Source organism: Peribacillus sp. FSL R5-0717, assembly GCF_038002945.1.
Classification (GTDB): Bacteria; Bacillota; Bacilli; order Bacillales; family DSM-1321; genus Peribacillus; species Peribacillus frigoritolerans.
This window is the reverse complement of the sequence record NZ_JBBOOF010000001.1, coordinates 1,194,618-1,216,328: the sequence shown is the minus strand read 5'-3', so window position 1 is coordinate 1,216,328 and position 21,711 is coordinate 1,194,618. Positions and strand designations below refer to the sequence as shown.

Annotated in this window: 23 protein-coding genes, 1 pseudogene and 1 riboswitch; of the genes and pseudogenes, 11 read left to right on the top strand and 13 right to left on the bottom strand. The window is 41.5% G+C overall.

Going from position 1 to position 21,711, the window contains the following annotated elements:
* Positions 1 to 2: 2 nt before the first annotated feature.
* Both NYE65_RS05910 and NYE65_RS05905 read right to left on the bottom strand, forming a co-directional pair.
* The gene (locus NYE65_RS05910; RefSeq protein WP_340860026.1) at positions 3 to 1,487 is read right to left on the bottom strand and encodes a spore germination protein; all 1,485 of its coding nucleotides are present in this window, start codon (positions 1,485 to 1,487) and stop codon (positions 3 to 5) included.
* Positions 1,462 to 2,562, bottom strand: a complete 1,101-nt coding sequence (locus NYE65_RS05905; protein WP_340860025.1) for an endospore germination permease — start codon at positions 2,560 to 2,562, stop codon at positions 1,462 to 1,464. Before NYE65_RS05905 ends, NYE65_RS05910 begins: the two co-directional genes overlap by 26 nt.
* A gap of 234 nt (positions 2,563 to 2,796) precedes the next feature.
* Between NYE65_RS05905 and NYE65_RS05900 the strand changes: the two genes are divergently transcribed.
* The 7 genes and pseudogenes from NYE65_RS05900 (at position 2,797) to NYE65_RS05870 (ending at position 10,417) form a co-directional block, all read left to right on the top strand.
* Entirely contained in the window at positions 2,797 to 3,315 is a 519-nt protein-coding gene (locus NYE65_RS05900) for a YfiT family bacillithiol transferase (RefSeq protein ID WP_412762696.1), read from the top strand.
* Positions 3,316 to 3,348: 33 nt separating this feature from the next.
* Positions 3,349 to 3,861: a GNAT family N-acetyltransferase gene (locus NYE65_RS05895; protein WP_340860024.1), complete on the top strand. Its 513-nt coding sequence runs from the start codon at positions 3,349 to 3,351 to the stop codon at positions 3,859 to 3,861.
* Positions 3,862 to 3,884: 23 nt separating this feature from the next.
* Complete coding sequence (locus tag NYE65_RS05890; protein ID WP_340860023.1) at positions 3,885 to 4,370, top strand: SRPBCC family protein; 486 nt, start codon at positions 3,885 to 3,887, stop codon at positions 4,368 to 4,370.
* A 624-nt stretch (positions 4,371 to 4,994) separates the two neighbouring features.
* Positions 4,995 to 6,243, top strand: a pseudogene (locus NYE65_RS05885) (MFS transporter).
* A gap of 99 nt (positions 6,244 to 6,342) precedes the next feature.
* On the top strand, positions 6,343 to 6,540 hold the full coding sequence (locus tag NYE65_RS05880) for a hypothetical protein (protein ID WP_340860022.1): 198 nt from the start codon (positions 6,343 to 6,345) through the stop codon (positions 6,538 to 6,540).
* 1,348 nt (positions 6,541 to 7,888) lie between these two features.
* Positions 7,889 to 8,395 (top strand): methyl-accepting chemotaxis protein, encoded by a 507-nt coding sequence (locus NYE65_RS05875; protein ID WP_445670398.1) that lies wholly within the window; start codon positions 7,889 to 7,891, stop codon positions 8,393 to 8,395.
* Between the two features lie 819 nt (positions 8,396 to 9,214).
* Positions 9,215 to 10,417, top strand: a complete 1,203-nt coding sequence (locus NYE65_RS05870; protein ID WP_336058583.1) for a C40 family peptidase — start codon at positions 9,215 to 9,217, stop codon at positions 10,415 to 10,417.
* Between the two features lie 5 nt (positions 10,418 to 10,422).
* On the opposite strand, the gene NYE65_RS05865 is transcribed toward NYE65_RS05870, so the two are convergent.
* The 6 genes from NYE65_RS05865 to pgsB all read right to left on the bottom strand — a co-directional run bounded on the left by NYE65_RS05865 (position 10,423) and on the right by pgsB (position 15,954).
* On the bottom strand, positions 10,423 to 11,052 hold the full coding sequence (locus NYE65_RS05865; RefSeq protein WP_340860021.1) for a poly-gamma-glutamate hydrolase family protein: 630 nt from the start codon (positions 11,050 to 11,052) through the stop codon (positions 10,423 to 10,425).
* 84 nt (positions 11,053 to 11,136) lie between these two features.
* Positions 11,137 to 11,286, bottom strand: a complete 150-nt coding sequence (locus NYE65_RS05860) for a CapE family protein (protein ID WP_156319646.1) — start codon at positions 11,284 to 11,286, stop codon at positions 11,137 to 11,139.
* Between the two features lie 69 nt (positions 11,287 to 11,355).
* The gene (locus NYE65_RS05855; RefSeq protein WP_328176373.1) at positions 11,356 to 12,939 is read right to left on the bottom strand and encodes a gamma-glutamyltransferase family protein; all 1,584 of its coding nucleotides are present in this window, start codon (positions 12,937 to 12,939) and stop codon (positions 11,356 to 11,358) included.
* Positions 12,940 to 13,013: 74 nt separating this feature from the next.
* Positions 13,014 to 14,297 carry a CapA family protein gene (locus tag NYE65_RS05850; protein ID WP_340860020.1) on the bottom strand — a complete coding sequence of 428 codons (1,284 nt, stop codon included), beginning with the start codon at positions 14,295 to 14,297 and terminating at the stop codon, positions 13,014 to 13,016.
* A 10-nt stretch (positions 14,298 to 14,307) separates the two neighbouring features.
* Complete coding sequence (pgsC, locus tag NYE65_RS05845; RefSeq protein ID WP_034309410.1) at positions 14,308 to 14,757, bottom strand: poly-gamma-glutamate biosynthesis protein PgsC; 450 nt, start codon at positions 14,755 to 14,757, stop codon at positions 14,308 to 14,310.
* Between the two features lie 15 nt (positions 14,758 to 14,772).
* Positions 14,773 to 15,954 carry a poly-gamma-glutamate synthase PgsB gene (pgsB, locus tag NYE65_RS05840; RefSeq protein ID WP_034309408.1) on the bottom strand — a complete coding sequence of 394 codons (1,182 nt, stop codon included), beginning with the start codon at positions 15,952 to 15,954 and terminating at the stop codon, positions 14,773 to 14,775.
* A 169-nt stretch (positions 15,955 to 16,123) separates the two neighbouring features.
* Between pgsB and NYE65_RS05835 the strand changes: the two genes are divergently transcribed.
* A complete protein-coding gene (locus NYE65_RS05835) occupies positions 16,124 to 16,267 on the top strand; it encodes a hypothetical protein (protein ID WP_156500258.1) in 144 nt (47 codons plus the stop codon).
* 471 nt (positions 16,268 to 16,738) lie between these two features.
* Here NYE65_RS05835 and NYE65_RS05830 read toward each other — a convergent pair whose 3' ends face one another.
* Positions 16,739 to 16,954: a hypothetical protein gene (locus NYE65_RS05830; protein WP_053536010.1), complete on the bottom strand. Its 216-nt coding sequence runs from the start codon at positions 16,952 to 16,954 to the stop codon at positions 16,739 to 16,741.
* Between the two features lie 628 nt (positions 16,955 to 17,582).
* Positions 17,583 to 17,625: riboswitch (PreQ1 riboswitch) on the top strand.
* Between the two features lie 55 nt (positions 17,626 to 17,680).
* On the opposite strand from NYE65_RS05830, the gene queC reads away from it, so the two are divergent.
* The 3 genes from queC to queE are packed head-to-tail and all read left to right on the top strand — an operon-like array spanning position 17,681 to position 19,537.
* Positions 17,681 to 18,346 carry a 7-cyano-7-deazaguanine synthase QueC gene (queC, locus tag NYE65_RS05825; RefSeq protein WP_239858648.1) on the top strand — a complete coding sequence of 222 codons (666 nt, stop codon included), beginning with the start codon at positions 17,681 to 17,683 and terminating at the stop codon, positions 18,344 to 18,346.
* Positions 18,346 to 18,816 carry a 6-carboxytetrahydropterin synthase QueD gene (gene queD, locus NYE65_RS05820; protein WP_034309398.1) on the top strand — a complete coding sequence of 157 codons (471 nt, stop codon included), beginning with the start codon at positions 18,346 to 18,348 and terminating at the stop codon, positions 18,814 to 18,816. Before queC ends, queD begins: the two co-directional genes overlap by 1 nt.
* Positions 18,809 to 19,537 (top strand): 7-carboxy-7-deazaguanine synthase QueE, encoded by a 729-nt coding sequence (queE, locus tag NYE65_RS05815; protein ID WP_340860019.1) that lies wholly within the window; start codon positions 18,809 to 18,811, stop codon positions 19,535 to 19,537. Before queD ends, queE begins: the two co-directional genes overlap by 8 nt.
* Before the next feature lie 44 nt (positions 19,538 to 19,581).
* Here the strand turns inward: queE and NYE65_RS05810 are convergent, their stop codons facing one another.
* The 4 genes from NYE65_RS05810 to NYE65_RS05795 form a co-directional block, all read right to left on the bottom strand.
* A complete protein-coding gene (locus NYE65_RS05810) occupies positions 19,582 to 19,929 on the bottom strand; it encodes a DUF4260 domain-containing protein (protein ID WP_340860018.1) in 348 nt (115 codons plus the stop codon).
* Between the two features lie 51 nt (positions 19,930 to 19,980).
* Complete coding sequence (locus tag NYE65_RS05805) at positions 19,981 to 20,550, bottom strand: TetR/AcrR family transcriptional regulator (protein WP_340860017.1); 570 nt, start codon at positions 20,548 to 20,550, stop codon at positions 19,981 to 19,983.
* A gap of 174 nt (positions 20,551 to 20,724) precedes the next feature.
* Positions 20,725 to 21,165, bottom strand: coding sequence for an SRPBCC family protein (locus NYE65_RS05800; protein ID WP_340860016.1), 441 nt, complete (start codon positions 21,163 to 21,165; stop codon positions 20,725 to 20,727).
* A gap of 42 nt (positions 21,166 to 21,207) precedes the next feature.
* Positions 21,208 to 21,648, bottom strand: a complete 441-nt coding sequence (locus NYE65_RS05795; RefSeq protein WP_340862091.1) for an SRPBCC domain-containing protein — start codon at positions 21,646 to 21,648, stop codon at positions 21,208 to 21,210.
* Between the last annotated feature and the right edge of the window lie 63 nt (positions 21,649 to 21,711).

Sequence of the window (21,711 nt, the reverse complement as noted above, 5' to 3'; positions counted from 1 at the left end):
CCTTACTGCCCCTTTCTGGTTTTATCATTAGCGGCCAAGGATCGTTTGCTCATGGAATTCCATGGCGACTTTAGGAATGAATCCAGGATTTTTGTGATTCTTGGCGGGTTCATTCCGCCAATATATGAAACCCCGAATGAATCAAGCCTGGATAGTAAAGTGACAATGGAAAGGAAACCGATTATCAAGCCGTAGATTCCATAAATGCAGCTTAGTAACAGCACAAACATTCGCAGAACGGTAACGGCACCAGTTAAAGACTGGTTTACAAGTGTATAAGATGCAACAGAGGTTACGGCAGTGACGACAAGCATGGTTTGTGAAGTCAGTCCTGCCCTTATCGCCGCATCACCGACAATTAGGCCTCCTACAACGGCAACTGTCTGCCCAACCGCTTTAGGTAACCTGACCCCGGATTCACGGAATAATTCAAATAAAATGAGCATGAGAATGAATTCCATCGTGGCAGATAAGGGAAGCCCCAGCCTTGAAAGGGTTATGGTGGCTAGTAACGGGAACGGCACCTGTTCAATATTGAAAGCGGAAATGGAGATCCAAAACCCCGGCAATAAAATGGTAATCCCAAGCCCCATAAAGCGAAGAAGTCGCTCAAGGCTTACAAATAGATAAGGAAGATTCGAATCTTCTGCGGTTTTTATTTGCAATAGTAAGGTAGAAGGGGCCACGATTACCGTTGGCATGCCATCCACGATTAGAATGAATCTTCCTTGATTGAGTGCTTCGACTACAAAATCAGGACGACTCGTATAATGAGTGAGTGGAAATATACTATATTTACTGTTAGTGATCAATTCCTCCAATTGTTGGCTGCTCACCAATATATCTAAATCAAGGGAGTTAATTTCCGTTCTTACATTTTTAATGAGTTCTTTATTGATGATGTCATCCATGTACATCAGTCCGACTTTCGTTTGACTGCGCCTGCCAACGATAAACTCTTCATAGGCAAGCGATTTTGTTTTTAGCCGCTTTCTGATTAAAGCCGTATTGATGGAAATGTCCTCGACAAACCCATCTCTTGGACCTCTTACCGAGACCTCGAAGGAAGACTCCTCGGGCTGCCGGTTAGGCACGTTGGACAATTCGATTGAAAATAACTCTTGGACTGAGGGTATGAATAATAAGGCATGCCCGGAGAAAATCAGCTGCTGGACGTTATTGAATTCACTGTCGATGGTTACTTTCCTGAGGTCTATCAAGGGTTTTAGCTTGTTGATTGATTCTTCGGCATCGATGCTCTCATCCAATTCCATCATTTTGTTTAACTTTTCCAAAATTCCTTCGTTCAGTAAACTTATGTCGGCCATACCCGAGCAGTAAAAAATAAGGACAGTAATGGGTCTTTCGGTTTCTCCGATATAAATCATTTCAAACTTGATATCTGAGCTTGAACTGAATAACTCCCGAAATGTTTCCTCCCTTAATTCTAAGAGGGGTGGCTCATTTTTGGATCGTTTCATTCGCATGTCGTTTCCCCTCCTTAGATCTGATGAAAGTGCCGATAAACAAAAAGGCGGACAACAGTAACAGGAAATAAAAAGCGCCAGGATAGTAGAATGTCTGGCTTACATGCAAGAACTTGAAATTACTGAATGGTACGATGGAGATGACGACCATCAGAAAACCTACAGCGAAAAGAATTCCAAGCTTCACATTATTAGTTTTTCCTTTAAAGACTTCCATTATTAAGAATAACGCCATTGAAACACGGATATAGGCACCAGCAAGCCATTGGTAAATGGAAAAGAAGTCTGTATGTTCAATATATTTACCAATTGTCAGCAAACGCCATTGTTCATAGGCGGGGTACCTCATGACTTCGGCTAAGCTCGGCCCGAATTCAGCGAGTGCTGCTGTTAATGGACCAAGAAGTAAAAACACTAGTCCAAGGCATAAGAGTACTAATACCTTTATCTTGAGCTTATCCGAAAGTTTCTCTTGAAAAAAAACGATTAAAATCAGTTCGGCAAGGCCATAACCAGAATATTGAAGGGTTTTTATGCCATGAAAATAGCCATTCTCGAAAAGGGGAAGGAGGTGGCTATAGTCTTTTGTCGGTATATTTCCGGTCGCAACGAAAATGCCAAGAATGACGACTATTGGCAATAATACAGACGAGCAAATGGCGATGGACCGCATACCAGAATGGGCAAGAAAAATGCATAGCAGCGTAAACGGAATGATAATCGCTAAACTTGGGGTTTCAAAAAGAAAGCTTGTCGTGATCCAATCAATCGTTTCCTTTGTAGTGGCCAAAACAAGACTGATCAGATAAATCACGATAAAGAATAAAGCGATATTTTTAATGTGTTTTCCAAATCTATTTTCAAGCCAATCCGTCAGGGACTGATTATCCATATTCTTGATTATTCTCGATAATATATAGGCCCAAATCGGGATCAATCCAATAGTTAGGATAGAAAAAAACCAAGCATCCCTTCCGCCGGTGGATAGGAGGAAAGGGATCAAAATAACGTGATTAAGAAGGCCGATTGATAAAAAGAAGATGCTAAGGGTTTGTATCGAACTGATTTTTTTCAAGATGATCCTATCCCCATTTCCATTGTTTAAAGCTTGGATTGATGCAGATGCCATTCATTTGTTTATGGTTGCTAAATATGGAAATAGTATTCGTGCTAATGTTGTGGAATAAATTTCCTGGTGTTTAGTGATGAGTAGTAGAGCATAGCAAAGTATGCCGGAAAAAGGATTTGTCTTAATCGATAAAGAATATATATAGATGCTGTTTTTATTGAACATCAAGGGGGAATGAAGATGGATTTAAGATACCCGGTCGGGAAGTTTCAGTTTGACGGGGAAATTACTTGTGATATAGCCGAGGGGTGGCTCAAAGAGATTGAAGCTTTGCCTCGGATGCTGCGTGAAGCGGTAGGTAACATGGATGATGAACAGCTTGATACGGCTTATCGGCCTGGAGGATGGACGGTCCGCCAGGTGGTGCATCATGTTGCCGATAGTCATATGAATGCGTATATTCGCTTCAAATTGGCCCTTACGGAAGAAAGTCCTGTCATTAAACCGTACGAGGAGGGGCAATGGGCTGAGCTGCCTGATTATGATTTGCCGATTGAAGTATCTCTATCACTGCTCGAAAGTATACATATCCGAATGTGTAAACTTTTATCGGACCTTCATGCTGATGACCTGAGCCGGACCTTCATCCATCCTGATTCAGGAAAGGTGACTGTCGGTGAAAATATAGGCATTTATGCTTGGCACGGACGACATCATCTGGCTCATATTACTTCTTTATCAAAGCGCCAGGGATGGTGAATATATTATATCTTCTAAAAGGTTGTGATTACTTTGAATGCCGATATGAAAATCGAACAATTAACATCAATTGGATACCATCTTAATGAACTTTCCGACCTTTTGGTTCAGGTGGTGGATGATGGTGCGTCCATCGGTTTTTTACCACCCATGAAACAGTCTGAGGCCGTTGATTACTGGGGTAGTGCCATGAATCGTGATGTGATTCTGTTGGTCGCTAAGTTACAGGGTAAGATTGTCGGGAGTGTACAGTTACATTTATGTTCAAAGCAAAATGGCGGCCATCGAGCGGAAATCGCAAAATTAATGACACATACTGGTTATAGAAGAAAAGGCATAGGACGTTCACTCATGCTAGAGGCTGAGAAGAAGGCCAAGCAGAAAGGGCGGACATTATTGGTCCTTGATACGAGGGAAGGAGATCCTTCAAATCTCCTGTATACCTCATTGGGATATATTCAGGCAGGCAGGATTCCTGATTATGCGAAATCTGCAAATGGTGAATTCCAACCGACCATTTTTTATTATAAAAATAATCTCGGGTAACGAATTGAGTGGGGGGAATCCAAGTGCAAGCTGTAATCGAAATAGAAGGTAATGGGATTATCGCAAGGTTCGATCGCCTGCTCAATCATCCGGTTGAAAAGGTATGGGGTGCTTTAACGGAGAATGATAAGGTGGAAAAGTGGATGTCCAACCTGGAAATGAAGGACCTCCGAAAAGATGGGACGATAAAATTCAATTTCAATGATGGGTCAGGGAAATCTTTCGATATGAAGATCAGGGACTTCCGGGAATCTGCCGTTTTAGATTTTGAATGGGGGGACGGCTGGGTTCGTTTCGAGGTATCCCCTGAAAAGGATGGATGCTCATTGGTATTGAAAGAATCCATTACGCCCGTTAATGATCATACATCAAAAGATTTGGCAGGCTGGCATATTTGCCTTGATATGTTTAGTGATTTACTTGATGGACACCATCAGGACTTCCCAATGGATGAATGGGAAAAATGGCATAAGGAATATATGGACGCCGTCAAACGAATGGATGGATAATGGATGTGTGACATGCAGCAGGATACATAAGGAAACGGAACGATGAATTTCGGCCAAAGCCGAAATGATGCTTCTGCCAGATGGAAGTTTTTTATTGATATTCCAGTTAGCTCCATGATGAGATGACTTTAACTTTTGAGAAATGGAGGTTTTCCTTGTGACATTTATCAGACTGCGTTTCCAATCTTTGAACCGTTAATTGAATACGTTCAAGAGCTCTGCCGTCCGCAGGGTTAATGGGAATGGTCTGTCTATTTTTAAGGAAACCTTCATCTTACGCATTTAAGAAAAAAGAGACGATTTCAACTCTTTTTTGTGTCCAGCTGAAGCCGGGGCAACCTTGTGATCAAAGGTTTTCACGATTTCAGTTGACTTTAAAATGGAAGAATAATAGGGAGAATTACTTTACCTATCCAAGGGTCATTTTGGATAAGTGTAAGATCCTCCATTGTATTGACCAAACCGAAGGCCAGTGGGAGATTGATTTTTACCGTTAAAATACTCATCCTCTCAGGTTTCTTTAGATAGGTTCTGATCCATTTACTCTAAACACAGGCAAATAGCCTGTGTTTTTTTTAGGGCATCAAGAAAAAAATATTGAAAATAGAATGAGGTGTTTAAGAGATGAAATCATTAAATGATCAAGAAAAGGACAATTGGAAAAAGAATATCACTCTTTTTCTAGGCAGTCAGACGATATCCCTCTTTGGTTCGTCCTTGGTCCAGTATGCCATCATGTGGTATATCACGTTGAATACACAGTCGGGTGTCATGATGACGATATCCATCGTTTGTGGTTTCGTGCCCACCTTCATACTCTCCCCAATCGCGGGGGTATGGGCAGACCGCTATAATCGGAATATACTGATCATTCTTTCGGATTCTTTGATTGCCATTTCGACGCTCGTATTGGCCATCTTGTTTTTAATCGGCTACGATGAGCTTTGGCTGCTTTTCGTCATGTCCGCTGTCCGCGCGATTGGAACAGGAATCCAGACTCCGGCAGTAGGGGCCATTCTCCCGCAACTTGTTCCAGAGGATACTTACGAAGGTGAACGGGACAAATGGAAGCATTCAAGCGCTAGTGATGCTCATTTCCCCCATGGTGAGCGGCGCTCTGCTTACGATGGCTTCAATCGAAACCATTTACTTCATTGATGTGATTACAGCTGCAATTGCCATCTTCACATTGCTGGCCTTTTTGAAAATTCCAGCACATGCGAAGGCATTACAAAAGCAAACAACCAGTTATTTCACCGATTTGCAAGAAGGCTTCAGTTATATCAGGAATCACGACTTTCTTAAGAAGTTCTTTATGTTTTTCGCATTTTTCTTCGTGCTTGCCGCACCAGTTGCATTCCTAACACCGCTTCAGGTCACACGCTCTTTCGGGAATGATGTATGGCGGTTGACTGCGATAGAAATCACCTTTGCCATCGGTATGATGCTAGGCGGTATTTTCATGGCTTCCTGGGGAGGCTTTAAAAACAAGATCCATACGATGACACTTGCAAGCCTTATAATTGGTGCCTGTACTTTCGCTCTTGGAATCATCCCCGTTTTTTGGATTTACTTGATCATCATGGGGGTAGTGGGATTGGCGATGCCCATTTTTAATACGCCGTCCATGGTCTTGTTACAGGAGAAGATCGAGGGTGATCTTCTTGGGAGGGTATTTGGTGTTTTAGGAATGATCTCGACTTCCATGATGCCCCTGGGAATGCTTGTATTCGGACCGATATCCGACCTCATTAAAATTGAATGGCTCCTTATAGGAACGGGTATATTGCTGTTCATTCAAGGTTTTTTCCTGCTGGGCAGCAAAGTGTTGATTGAAGCCGGTAAACCTATACCAAAAGATGCCTCCGAGTAATGGGGCAAGGAACGACATGTCAGGCTGAAGGGTTTTTCCGCATGCCGGATATTTATTCTTGTAGAAAGACGATACATGAAAGTCATAAAGGAGGAAAAGATGGTTTTTTTTGGGAATTTATTTAATTGGATGGTAGTTATCGGGATGATTCTGCTTATAGGACGATTGATTACGATGGCGTTCTTATTTCTGGAAATTCCATTTACGACCTTTTTTAAGGACTACAGTCTCATTTCGATCATCATTTTAATAATAGGTGCAATTGGTCAGCAATTCACCAAGACGGGTAGAAAGTAAAATGAGTTATCACCTTTCCTTCATGAAAAGAATCAGCTTCGAATTCACTAGACCGAGATATTCTAATGTCGGTCTAGTTTTTTATTTAAAAAATGTTCCAGTTGATTTCAGAAATCCGCTCCCTTTCCGCCGACTGCCTGCCAAGCCTCCTCGACGCAAGCGTCTGCGGTGTCTCGTCTAGCCAGTTATTCGGCAGGAGTGTCGCAGATTTCTTCAATCATTAAGGATATAGGTAAAAAAACATGAAGAATAATCTAGTTTTAAGAATATTGGGGATGAGACTAGCCTACAGTTTTTTCTTAATAAAAGTTCCAGTTGATATCAGAAATCCGCTCCCTTTCCGCCGACTGCCTGCCAAGCCTCCTCGACGCAAGCGTCTGCGGTGTCTCGTCTAGCCAGTTATTCGGCAGGAGTGTCGCAGATTTCTTCAATCATTAAGGATATAGGTAAAAAAACATGAAGAATAATCTAGTTTTAAGAATATTGGGGATGAGACTAGCCTACAGTTTTTTCTTAATAAATGTTCCAGTTGATATCAGAAATCCGCTCCCTTTCCGCCGACTGCCTGCCAAGCCTCCTCGACGCAAGCGTCTGCGGTGTCTCGTCTAGCCAGTTATTCGGCAGGAGTGTCGCAAATTTCTTCAATCGATTAAGGATATAGGAAAAAAACATAAAGGATAAACTAATTTAAAGAATATTGGGGATGAGACTAGCCTACAGTTCTTAAAAAATGTTTCAGTTGATATCAGAAATCCGCTCCCTTTCCGCCGACAGTCTGACAAGCCTCCTCGACGCAAGCGTCTGCGGTGTCTCGTCTAGCAAGTTATTCGGCAGGAGTGTCGCAAATTTCTTCAATCGATTAAGGATATAGGAAAAAAACATGAAGAATAAACTAGTTTACTTTTAAAATCTTGATTCGGGCGAGAGCAATTCGAAACTTCCTTTTGCCGAAAAATTGATGGAACCGCCGGACTGTAGACGAATTGGAGAAGAAGAGCCAGTTTCCCTACAATGTTTCTTAAAAAAGAAGTTCCAGTTGATTGGAAAGTAAGGTACGAGACTCCTGCGGGAAAAGCGTGGCCAAGGGAGACCCCGCAGGCGAGCGCCAAGGAGGCTCCCGGACCGCCCGCGGAAAGCGAGTGCCTGGAGTGGAAATCATTACACATACCCCTTTTCGGAAATCGCTCCCTTACCGCCGACTGCCTGCCAAGCCTTGACAGCATGCACTAGTGGGGTCACGGCCCTTGGAAGCGAGTGTCTGGAGGCAACGTTTCACATTTTACAATGGGCATTGTTTTTCGGGTCACGAATGCCATATCGAAAATAGGAACAAACCAATTTATTATCTTTGAATGCATCTTTAGAAGCTGCAAGGGCAGGTGAGTCCGGCAAAGGTTTTGCTGTCGTGACGAATGAAGTAAGGAGCTTGGCTGATGATTCAAAAGAAGCTACAAAAAACATTCAAGCAATCATCCAAAGCATTCTGTCAGATACAGAGGAATCGCTGAAAACGACCAATGAAACGAACCAAATCAGCAAGGATCAGAAAATTGCCGTGAACACGGTAAGTGAAGCCATGAAAGAGCTGGAAGATTCCGTAGGGAAAATATCCAATTCGATTCAGGAAGAAACACGATCCATTGAAAGCATCAATCAACAAAAAGAAACGGTTATTAAAGTGATAGAAGAAATCACCGCCGTATTACAGCAAACGACAGCTTCATCGGAAGAAATTGCATCATCGATGGAGGAACAAGCTGCTTCTTCCAATGAACTTGCTCAATATACACAGCAGCTTACACAGTTAATAAATGATTTGGAGCTGACGTTAGAGGAATTCCAGATAGAGAAGTAGGGAATAACAAGTGTTGCAAAAAGGGAGGCCATTACAGTGGTTTCCTTTTTTGTTAGATTGCCATTACATCATTCTAAAGAGGTGAATCGCTGGGACATCTCTTTATGGTGGACATATTCAATGGAAGTACAAAAGTACAATTTAGAGGATCGGGTCAAGTATCCATGCTTTTTTTACAAAGGGGAATAATATATAGGAATCGGACAAGTCGGCACGGATATTAAAAGCTTGCACAAATTTATATGCGATAGATTCATAGTAAAGAGAGGGAAATGCCATTTAGCTTTCCCTTGATTTACTTCTGTTAGATGATGGGTGATACCAATGGATTTTGGGTTCCTGATCAAAAACCCGTCGCCTTCGTTATCAATTTCCGTTTGTTATCATGCAAAACCTCAAATACGTTTCCCCTCCAAAACTATATCTTCCATTTTTATCAAAGTGTTCACTCCTATATCGTCATCCTCATCATAAATAGGGCAAGCCGTATATAAACGACTTTATCATGACCGGGATTTCTCTAATCTACCTTTATCCATACTGCCAAGATAAACAAAATCCTTTAGGAATTCTTCGATTTCCAACTTTTATCGATGAGGTATAGGAATAAAGGTTTGCTTTTGTGGTGTTTAATTGAATCTGACTGTTTGTTTTTAGGGAAAGTAGACTGAAAGTTTCATTTATTTTACCGATAATATAATTGCCGTAGACATTAAGGTTCATCTGATTAAGTGGATGATAGGATAGAAGGTTCATATGATGGTATTTACTTGAACATTATAAATATAAAAATATTTCAGCGTATAAAGGAAGGTTAAAATGTTTAATGGAAAAATAAGCTGTATGATACTGACATTGGTATTCATGGTCAGTTTCATTTTCTTACCTGGTTTAAAGGCCGAGGCTGCAGATCCTGTGCATACTGTAAGCTCTGGAGAAACGGTGGAATCGATTGCCAAGACATATGATATATCGGCAGAGCAATTGATGAAGACGAATGGTTTACCGGATGATAAGTTATTTGCGGGCCAAAAGTTGACGATCATTCAAACGGCGTATACCCCTTCTATCTATCAATGGTCGGAGAGAGGGAAAAAAATTGCGAAATATGCGAGATCTTTCATAGGGTTTAAAAAGACAGCTGGAGAGGAGACGCCTGAAAAAGGGTTCGATTCGAGCGGATTGATCCATTGGGTGCTGTCCCGGCAAAATGTGCCGGTCGACCGTTTGACAGTAGATGGTTTTTATAAGCAAGGGATGGATACAGTCACTCCGAAAACTGGGGATATAATATTCTTTCTGGAAAAAGACAGCTTAAAAGTCGTGACTGCGGGTATTTATGTCGGCGAAAACCAATTTGTCAATTCTGGATATGGTGCAGAAACGGTTCAGGTGAGATCCACCACAGAAGATTACTTTGCAAAATACCAAGTGGCGTACAAAACATACACGCCTAAAGGAGAGCATATCGTCCAAATGGGAGAAACGCTTAATAGTATATCGGAGCATTACAGCATTTCCATGAGTGCAATCAAAAGCCGCAACGCTTTAAATACCGATGAGTTGATGCAGGGGCAGTACCTTCAACTATACAGCAACCCGCTATTTCCGTTTTATGTAAACCAGGAGGCTGCATATGATAAAGCATATGATGTCATCAAGTATGCATACACTTTACGCGGATTCACCTATGTTTTCGGGGGAGAAGATCCAATGACCGGAATGGATTGCAGCGGCTTCATTTATTGGGTCATGAAGGAGCAGGGCCTTTCTGTAAAACGAGATTCCGCAGAGGATTACTTCTCATTGGTGCCCAAAATCGATAATCCGAAGGCCGGGGATTTAGTATTTTTTAGGGACACGGGAACAAGGGTGGGTGTGACCCATGTAGGAATTTATCTGGGTGATGGCCGTTTTCTCAATTCAACGGAAAACACCGGCGTTCATATCTCCAACCTTTCGTCAGGTTATTTTGCCGAGAAATTCGAAAGCTTCGGTCAAGCCGAAAGCCTCATCGACTAAGAAGGTCATTCAACCTGTTTATATTCAAGAGTGGCTTTTTCAATGCCAGTAACGAACCGTTTAAGAAGATTACAGTGATTGACCCTGTTCTTACTGGTAAAGTCATCACCTTTGAAAAAGCTTTTTCTGAGCTTTGTGGAAAGTTCCAATTGTACGCCTGCGCCCGTTTTGGATGTGTTGGTGATGTTGTTTCCATTCATGCCTGAAAGGTGCTGCGGTGCATGATCAGTTTGAAATCCAGCTTTGTTGAGGCATTGCTGAATAAGGTTCTTATATGGTTCGTTCCTTCCGCCAATGTAAACCAGCCCATTATGTACGTCGTAGTGGCCATGGATCGAAAGGGTGGTCTGAGCGTTCGCTGCCATTGAAACGCCGCTCGGTTCATTGAATAAGTGGGATGGTATATGGAGGACCTGGTTGCCCCTTGGCTTTAGGCCTTCAAATAGGTAGGTGCTTGCACAAAGTCTCTCTCCAAGTGCGGCTGCAACTTCACTTGTACCTGGTTCGATATTCCCGCCATGGATGGCTAGAACTGCAATATCAGGATTCCTGTGATGAACGATGATGCGGTAATCAAGGTATTCTTGTTCATTTTCCTGCAATTCAAAAAAATCGGTATAGCTATTTTCAATCATGGTAATCCTCCGTATCTGTAGTGTATCTAATCTTCCATACCCCTTGACTGCAAAAATAAAAAAAGCGGGGATGCCCCAGCTTTTTCATTTTTCGACTGTCGTATATAGTTCTATTTTCTTTTGCTCGTCGGGTGTTAACGTTTCTGTCCGTTTAAACGTATTCATTGTCACAAGCAGGGCTGCTACAAGAAGGACAGGTATTACCCAGCTTGTTATTTTTTTTACGATATTCATATTCAAAATCCCCTTATACAACGCTAAAATTTATATGATATTTAGAAAAGGAGGGGCTGGATTGCCTGTTTATTGCTGAGCTTTCCAGCTTCCGTTTCTTCTTTTATCTCCAGCTCCGGATATTTGTCCATTTTTCTCGTTTTTAACGAGTCCTTGAACCCCGCCATAATACATGGGGGAAATCTTCTGAATGACTTCGTATCCGGAATCTTCCAGGTCGGATACAGTTTCATCCGAAAGCCTGGATTCTGTATAAATCTTCTTTCCATCAAAGACGAACCGATTACGATCGACGATATCCTGCAATGAGCCTTCATTTTCTGTATAAGAATAAAGAACCTGCATCAATACTTGCGGAATCCTATCACCGCCTGGTGAGCCGATCCCGATCGATTCCCGCCCAGGTTTCTTGAGAATGGTCGGAGCGGTGAAAGTTCTTGACCGTTTATATGCCTTTTGTGAGTTCAAGCCGGACCTGAAATTTTTCAGTTGATCGTTAAGGAAAAATCCATTTGTATAATCCCCAGATCCGAAAAAGTTACTGAGCGTATTCGTTGTGGAAACGACAGTGCCGTTTTTGTCCATTACCACAAAGTGTGTCGTACTTTCATGTTCTTCGGAACCATTCGATTCTTTATCTTCCCATTTTTCACTTTTGATCTTATTTTTAAGACTATCCAAGTGAATGGGGGAGAGCAATTTTTCCGCTTTGGAGTGACTTATTCCATCTCCAACATTGACGGTCCGATCTTGATAAGCAGTATCCGTAATGCCCGCCAAGACTTTCATATAAGCTGATTTGCTTGAAGAATCACCTAGGTTCATTTCCTCGGCTAGCTTTAACATTTCAAGAACGGTAATTCCTGAAAAGGGCGGAGGTGCGGTAAAAACATCATAACCGGCAAATGTTCCTTGGACCGGTTTCCGTTCTTTCACCTCATAGCGCTTTAAATCCATCAAGTCGATATCTGATTCCCTTTTAATATCCCGCGCAATTTCGCCTTTATAAAAACCATCAGGACCTTTGTGCTGGATCTCCTTCAGTGTTTCAGCAAGTCTTTCCTGGACGAGGGTTTTGCCTGGTTCAATGGCTTCACCATCAGGATAAAAAAGTGAAGTCGCATCGGAAGATATCCTTGGCTGAGCCGCTTCTAAGCGTGATGATAACGATTCGTTGACTTCAAATCCTTCTTCAGCCAAATCTATAGCCGGCTGAAGAAGGTCTGCCATTGGTACGCTCCCATACTTATCACTGATGACCTGCATGCCGGCCACTAAGCCAGGAATCCCTGTATCGTGTCTTGAACTTGGGTCTTCTGGAGAGGATTCACGATAATCGATAAATTCGGGTTCGCCGGATTCCGGGGCAATCAGCATACCGCCGCCGCCGCCCACGCCAGATCCATAAGGTTCGACTACACCTAATACATACGATACCGCAATGGCGGCATCAGCCGCCGTTCCGCCGTTTTCCAATATATCCATTCCGACATCTATTGCGATTGGATTTGAAGAACTGACCCCATATGATTGTTCCGTTTTACTCTTTATCGGATCATTCGTGTCAGAAATAGGGGGTGTCTTCGAACATCCAGCAATATATATGAGCAAGCTTAGGGATATGAGCACTTTTCCCGTCATACGGTTAATCATTGGTTGTTCCCCCTTTTCGTTGAGATTCTAAGTTGTGTGTCTTCATTCTTCAAATAGTCGTGATAAAGCGTTCCTTACTGAATGGGTTGTATTCCCGGTTGTTTAGCTTGTACGGCCTTTTTCTCTTGTGCTGCTTTTTTCTCCAGTGCAGCTTTCTTTTCCATTGCTGCCTTTTCCTCTTGTTCACGCTGTGCCTTATGATCGATTACCTTCTTGTGATCCAAGGTAATCTCGATGCGATCCTCTTTTTTAGACCACTGGACTTTTTCACTCGTTTCCTTCGTCAACTGTCGGTAAACACGTGATTTGTCAATGGAAGAGGTAGCTGGCCTTGGTGTTGCTTCTTCAATTTGCAGCGGTACCACATCGATTGTAGCTTTTCCGTCATTCGCTAAATGGTATTGAACCATGGCTGAATCCTTTGTGCGTGTCCAGCCTTGATCGAATATGAAATTTCCTAGACTATAGAAAATGATTCCATCTTTATAAACATCGAACGATTGAAGCACGTGGGGGTGATGGCCGATGATGATGTCAGCGCCCGCATCGATGATAGCTTTAGCCAAGTCTTTTTGTCGATCGGTTGTTGATGTTGAATACTCTTGTCCCCAGTGCATATTCACCACAACCAAGTCTGCGTTGCCTTGCTTGGCATCACTTGCTTTGCCGATCATTTCAAATAATAAATCAGGATTTGAGTTCAATAGTCCGGCTTTATCACTTTTTGATACGGCATCCTTACCGTAAACATCTGTGAAGCCAAGTGTTGCGACACGAACGCCATTAACATCCGCATAGTCGATGCTGTTTTTTGCTTCCGCAGTGTTCGATCCAACACCGACATAGTGCATATCCGCACTTTTGAATTCATCAATCGTGTCAAGGAGTCCTTGTTCTTCATAGTCCATCATATGGTTATTTGCCAATGACACCACAGAGAAGCCAGCATCTTTAACGGCTTCCACACCGCTAGTATTGGAGTTTAACCGGATGGGCGTATCGGCTCCCTTGTAGTTAGATACTTCTTCTTTTAAAGCGGTATGTTCATAATTCCCACTGACATAATCCGAATTGGAAAAATAGGGTTTCATATACCGGAAGAGGTATTCATACCCGTGCTTTTCCGTCACTTCTTCAACATAACGTCCCATCATCACATCACCGACCATTGTCATCGTCAATGGTTGATCGGATTTTGTTGCGACTGTTTTCACTTCCTCAGCCCGTCCCATCCAAGTGGTAATGACTAAAGCGATTAGTAATATAGGTAGTATGATTCCAGTGTATTTAAGATTCTTTTTCTTCGTGCGTTTAATAAAGATAAGTGTTTTTTCTTTTGCATTTAAAGTCCGTTTCATTTTTTGCACCTCAGAATAGGTAGTACACGTTCATTAAACCGAATGTTATGCCGGATAATAAAAGCGTGCTGCCAAGTGTCAATGGCATTCCTTGTCTTTGTATGGTATTCGCTATCAATCCAGGTACGATTATACCGATTCCCCGAAACTCGAATATTTCAAAGGGCATGACGGGGTAGACTAAGTCCAATAGGAGTTTCAAGCAAATCCCGGTCACCATCATGGCGGCGAATTTTCTTCTTCCATATAAAATCACCCATCTTGAAAGGCCGTGGGTAACGATTAAATAAGTTACGACACTAATGATCAAAATGGTCAGCATGATTTCCCATTGATCAAATACTAATGCCAAATAACCTGGCACGATAAGTCCCGCGGGTACGACACCCGTCTTTTCTGAAAATATAAGGCTAAGCGTTACTCCCAGTACTAGGGCTACATATAAATCCGATCCAAACATTAAGGTTCCTCCTACTTAACTTGCTTTTTGCTTTGTTTTAGATTTCATGAATGCTTCAATTAATGGTTCCGCTGCACCGTGAATATTCCCGACACCGTAGACGATGCGATTTTTCATCAATGGGCGGAGACGGGCCACGATTTCTTCAGTTGACCAGTTTTCTAAATCCCAATATTCTTTAGTATCCAATTTACCTTGCTCGAATACCTTCGTGATTGGTGATGTAGTTTCTCCAATGGCAATGACGATTTCGGATTTTATGTACGGCAATACATCTCTAGCAAACTGCTCGGTACGGTCCACACGGTCTGCACGGCAGTTCATGATGACGATAGGAGGTTCTGTGCTGTATCCGAACGTATTGACGCGTTCCCATATATTCAGCGTCGATGCCGCGTCGTTTGCAGCAAAGCCATTGACAAAGAAAGTTGGCTGGATGCGATCTCCGAATTTGGTGATCCGCATGGCCCCTGGATCTGGATGTGCATTCAGCATGCCGCGGAAAGCCGTTTTTTCATCAATTCCCAAAGCTTCCGCAACGGCCAAGGCCAGTGATGCGTTATCCGGAAATACCATATAGTCGAATTCGCGTAAGAAATCCTCGGAAATTCTTGAATTATCTGCAACGATCACTTTTGTGTTGCGTTCTTTGGCGATTTGTTTGAAAAAGTCCAAATATTCACTTTCAATGGTTATTAAGTGACCATTATGGGGAATGGTAGCAGTGAAGGCTTCAGCAACCTCATCCATAGTCGGTCCCATGACATCCATATGGTCTTCCAATACATTCACGATGACCCCGATGTTTGCCTGGATCATTTTGTTTTGGAAGATTAGTTGATAGTCAGGCTGTACGGCCATGCACTCACAAACTAGTGCCTCCGTGCCTAAGTCGGCAACTTCTTTAACTACACGCCGTTGTTCTCCTATGTTGGGTCCTTCCGGGCGGCGTACAATCGGTTTTTCCTTGTCGGTAAACCAATAGATCATTCTTGCTGATGTTCCGGTTGTTTTACCTACTGTTTTGTATTTTGCTTCCTGGATCACACCTGTAATTAGACGCGTTACAGTCGATTTCCCTCGAATCCCATTCACATTCACACGTACCGGGATGGAGTCGAGACGCTTCTGATGGCGTTTTTGTTCAAAAATGCCATAGCCAAGCAAAAAGATCGCACAAATAAATATTGGTGCCATTTTTTTTTAACCTCTCTTTTTTTCAATTATTTGAATTACTGAATACACACTACATGATTTTAAACTTAATAGGCAAGAGCCAATTATTCTATCGTAATATAGTTATCAACAGCTTTTTCAAATATATGTATATTAGTGTGTAATAGTATCTAATGGGATGAATTATTTTATGAGTACAAAGATATGGCTGGAAATCGAGGGAATCGAGGTTTCATTTACACTAAATTATGGAAAGTTTAATAAAGCCCCATTTCAGTCAGAATCAAAATGGTTTTATGAGCATTTGAACCTAATTCATAATGGCTATATTTGAATAATATTTTTTTTAAAAAGTGAGGTTTATTACAGTTTGTTAATTGTATATACCCATTGTTTGACATAAAGGTTACAATTTTTATGGATTTTTCATTCAATGTGAAATATTGCATCTAACGACTCAATTAGTTGAACTCTTTTGAATATGGACAAAGATGAGTAAAAGAACACATCTCTTTTTTTTAGTATTTTCCTCGGGAATACCCATAGGTCTATAATTGACCTTTTACCTAAAAAATGAAATGAACTAGAGTTAGCCCATTTCTTTTAAAAAATACCTAGTTTCTTCTATAGATAAAGTGTTTATATAAGAATGAAAAATAAAAAAAGCCCAGAAGCATATCTGGGCTTTCGGCTTATATATTGTAAATGAATGGAATGGTCACGGATCTCCGTTAAACATGGATAGATTTACCTTTTGTGGGTCTTGAATTACAGCATGGGTAGCTGATAATGGAAGGAATCCAGGTTAACTTGATTTCTTTCTCTCAGAAATCTCAAGGGTGGAGTCCTTTTTACCGCCATCAATCACATAAAATCTAGGAGCTAATCTCCTTTTTTTACGTTGATTGTCAGGATTCATCTTCATATAATTTTCGTATTCTTTGCGAAAGAATTCTTTGGTTTCCCGTTGCAATGCTTTTCTTTCGTTAAAATCTGCGATGAATTTGAAAAAACGTTTCATATGAATTCCTCCTTATGGGGTTAAAAGGTCTTAGTTTAATAGTAACATATCGTTGGTGAAGTTTAACCTTTTTTTGCAATTTTGGAGTGGAAATTATGTTTTTGTGTGAATAAAGTTGTGAATGGTTTGATTCGAGAAAAAGCATGTAATGGATCCTTGCTGAGTAAGTGACCGTGCATGGTATTGAAAGGGAATGTCGGGATTGCAGAAAGCGGGTATTGGAAGCAATGATTATTTGAGTTAAAATATTCCTTATATTCATTATACACTAAATATTCTGAAAACAAAGGAAAATATTCACTTCCAGCCGCTTTTGATAGATTTGCTTTTTAATGGTTCATTATTGTGTATAGTTATATATTCCCCGAATTTATGAAAATGAAACTTCCCTTATGTGGGAGGGAAAAAAGCAATTTCCCGCATACGGGCTTTAACGCTTTTCAAATTATTGGACCCCTTATCGATATTTTATTCACTTTTTTTTATCGGATTTTTAATGTAATTTTTAAGTAATGAAAAGTTAACCAAATTTGCCATCAGGTCTAATGTTCACTTTATATAAACATCTTGATTTCTTATCATTTTCAAGTTACTATTGACTTGGAAAAATATAATATTCCGCGTTAAGGCGGAAGAGGTTCTAGCTACCCTCTCAAAAAAACTAAGGAGAAACAGTGCTCTATTCTTAGGGTGCTGTTTTTTTCCGTAAAAAGGAGTTTTATAGAAATGAAGAAGAAAGAAAAGGCAGTGGTTGTGTTTAGCGGAGGACAGGACAGTACGACGTGCCTGTTTTGGGCATTGGAGAGATTTGAGGAAGTGGAAGCGGTGACGTTCGATTATAATCAGCGGCATAGCTTGGAAATCGAATGCGCTCAAAACATTGCCAAGGAATTGGGTGTGAACCATCATATCCTTGACATGTCGCTGCTGAACCAACTGGCACCGAATGCATTGACGAGAAGTGATATCGCAGTGGCGGACGGAGAAGAAGGGGAGCTGCCGTCGACGTTCGTGCCAGGGAGGAATTTGCTGTTCCTTTCGTTTGCCGGAGTGCTGGCGAGTCAGATTGGCGCTAAACATATTGTCACAGGAGTCTGTGAAACGGATTTCAGCGGATATCCTGACTGCCGCGATGTATTCATTAAATCGTTGAATGTGACCTTGAACTTATCGATGGACCAGTCATTCGTGATTGATACGCCGCTAATGTGGCTTAATAAAGAGGAAACATGGGAGCTTGCTGACCAGCTTGGCGCGTTCGACTTTGTCCGCGAAAAGACCCTGACTTGCTATAACGGAATCATCTCCAATGGCTGTGGAGATTGTCCGGCATGCAATCTGCGGAAAAAAGGGCTGGATGACTATGTAAGCAGACGGAAGGTGCTTTCATGATGTACGGTTTTAAGATAGTGGATAAACTCCAAAAAATAGATGAAGATATTCAGCGCAGCCAATTGAAGTATACAAACAAGAGGGTTCTCGTGAGTAAGGAATTCACCTTTGACGCGGCGCACCACCTGCATGACTATGAAGGGAAATGCAAGAACCTGCATGGCCACACGTATAAAGTCATTTTCGGATTGAGCGGGTATACGGATTCACGCGGGTTGATGATAGATTTTGGGGACATCAAGGATATCTGGAAAAATGAAATCGAAATCCACCTGGATCATCGTTATTTGAATGAAACCCTGCCGCTCATGAATACAACAGCTGAAAATATGGTAGTCTGGATTTATGAAAAAATGGCCGAAGCCCTTTCATTAAAAGAATATGAGGGTGCAAGAGTCGAATTTGTTCGACTGTACGAAACGCCGACAAGCTATGCCGAAGCCAGACGGGAGTGGATGGAAAGTGAGTAAACTTCCGGTAATGGAAATCTTCGGGCCGACCATCCAAGGAGAGGGAATGGTCATTGGTCAAAAAACCATGTTCGTTCGGACGGCTGGCTGCGATTATTCATGTTCCTGGTGTGATTCCGCTTTTACTTGGGATGGCACAGGGAAGGAAGAGACCGTTCAGATGACTGCCGATGAAATATGGGATGAGCTGAAGCGAATTGGGGGTTCCGGTTTTTCCTTCGTGACGATATCTGGGGGGAACCCGGCCCTGCTGAAAAACCTAAACGGCTTGATAGCGATCTTACATGAAAATAAAATGAAAATAGGGGTCGAAACACAAGGGAGCCGCTGGCAGGATTGGTTTCTCGATATTGATGAACTGACTATCTCACCTAAGCCGCCGAGCTCTGGAATGGACACGGACTTTACCGTACTTGACCAAATCATCTCGAATCTTGCCAATCGAAATCCAGAAAACCATGTTTCATTGAAGATCGTCGTCTTTAACGAGGAAGATTATCAATATGCCAAACATGTACATGGGCGTTACCCGGATATTCCTTTTTATCTGCAGGTCGGCAATGACGACAGCAGGACGGCGGATGATCGTCAATTGATCAGCCGCCTATTGAAGAAGTACGAAGAGTTAATTGATAAAGTGATAGCGGATGATCAATTGAATGATGTGAAAGTCCTGCCCCAGCTGCATACCTATATATGGGGTAACAAGCGGGGTGTGTAAAGTAAAGGCAGTGTGATGTTTAATCACACTGCCTTTTAAGCTTATTACAACCTTTGCATGTGTGTAGCTTTGAAGGATGATGTGTATTTAAGGCCATATCCGAATAAGCGATCCATTCCAATATGTGCGGTCCAAATTAAACCAATCATCACCCATGCATCCGACTTTAGGAATATGGCTAACAAAATCATGAGGATGGACACGATATAAGTATGGAATGTGTTATAAACCTTTGCTCCAATCCGGTCATTGATCAGATAGGCCAGCATGGAAACATCAGGGGACAAAATCAACAAAAGGAAAATCCACCAGCTGAATTCATATAACGAATAGATGTAAATCACTGCTAAAAGGACCATAAGTCCTTCAATATGAAGGAATTTCTTCACCATTTCATAACCTCCAAAGTTTAATTGACCATTGGTCAATAATTTCCGAAAAAATTATATGATGTTCTTGGTGATATTTTTTACATGAAAATAGGCTAAACCTTTTACATCTTGATAAGATAGTTCAGAATTAATGTAAAAAGTTATGAATCCGTGAAGAGAAAGAAAAATCGACCAAATGGATGCAGGATTCAGTTTGTTGTCCGTTAGAACCGTCAAGGACTGGATTAGCTTTTCGTATGTTTTATTAGAATCGAATTGGAGTAACTGCTGAATTTCTTTTTCCTTCGATAAAAACATGATGGAATAATGATTCTGTTGGGTTAAACCGAACTCCAAGAAGCACAATAAAATCTTTTCCATTTTTACGGAAGGGTCATTTTCCGACAGAATGATATCATCGATTGAAGAATTTAAAACGGAAAAATCCGTTTTCACCAAACTATAAAATATTTCCGCCTTGTTTTTAAAATGATAATAAATGGCTCCATGGCTGCAATCCAATGATTTAGCCAATTGCCTCATCGAGACATTCGAATACCCTAACGCTGCAAAAAGGTTTCTAGCTTCATTCAACACCATGTCCCTGGATAATTCTTGACCTGCCGATTTCCTTGGCGACATCTTATCACCTCCTTATTAATTGACCACTGGTTAATTAGGATGATAGCTCACGGATTTTTAAATGTCAATTATTGGGTTGAACTATAAAGTACTGTTTTTAAGTGGGATTATGCCATTTGTTTCACCAGTGTTGCAAAGGATAAACCCCAGTTTATTGAGGGTTTATGCAATTTATTAAAAAACTAATGATGCTCTCAAAGTAGTGACGCCATTTTCTAAATAACCCTTTAAACAGGTTAATGTATATACCCAACCTTCTTTTTGTCCGATCATTTTGTTTATTATGTCAGGATCGTCCTCACTCAATCCTGATTCGTTCACTTCAATGATCGTACTCGTTTTATCCAACTTTTTTAGTGTAATGGCAACAATCGTTTCTTGATCATTTCCGCCCCATGCAAACACGATTTTCCTATTTTCCTCTATTTCCAATACATGAATGACCACTTCAGCATCGTATTCGTTGTATCTCAATGTAGGCGTCCGGCCTTTTTCCCATCTTTCCGAACTCGATGAGAACCAGAAATTCCCGATTTTTTCAGGATTCACTATGGCTTCAAACACTTCATTCGTTGGCTTGACGATCTTGAATTTCGTGATTATTTGAGTATCCATAACTAACTCAACTCTCTTTCGATTTGTTTTTATAGTTTCCGTTTAATTATCCCAGTCTACTGATATGGGCGGCAGGGTCCGTCCAGTTTCAAGCAAGCTCTTCAGGTTACTTAAAAGGGCTGGCCATCCATTATTCAAGCCTTCAAAGGTATTGTCATCATAGACGAAATCTGTCTCCAATAGCTCCTCATGCCTAAGAGTTAACTTCACAGTCGAATCGTCCATTTTCAGTAATTCAAAAGTGACCCGTGTAGGCTGCTCGCGAGGTGTTTCGTCTCCTGCCATGATCCATGTAAACGAGAGCAGGTGCAACGGCTCGCATTTAAGTACATGCCCATGATCGGTAATCCGCCCATCATCCAGCAAATATTTAACGGCCGACCCTTCTTGCCAGTCAGACAGTACTTGTAATCCGAAGTGGTATTTCTCCGTGACTTCACCACTCGTCAAGGCTTCCCAAAGCTTCTCTGGTGTGGTTGCGATATAAATAGGATAGACAAAACGTAGTTTTTTTCATCATTCTTTTTTCTCCTCGCCAAATAAGGT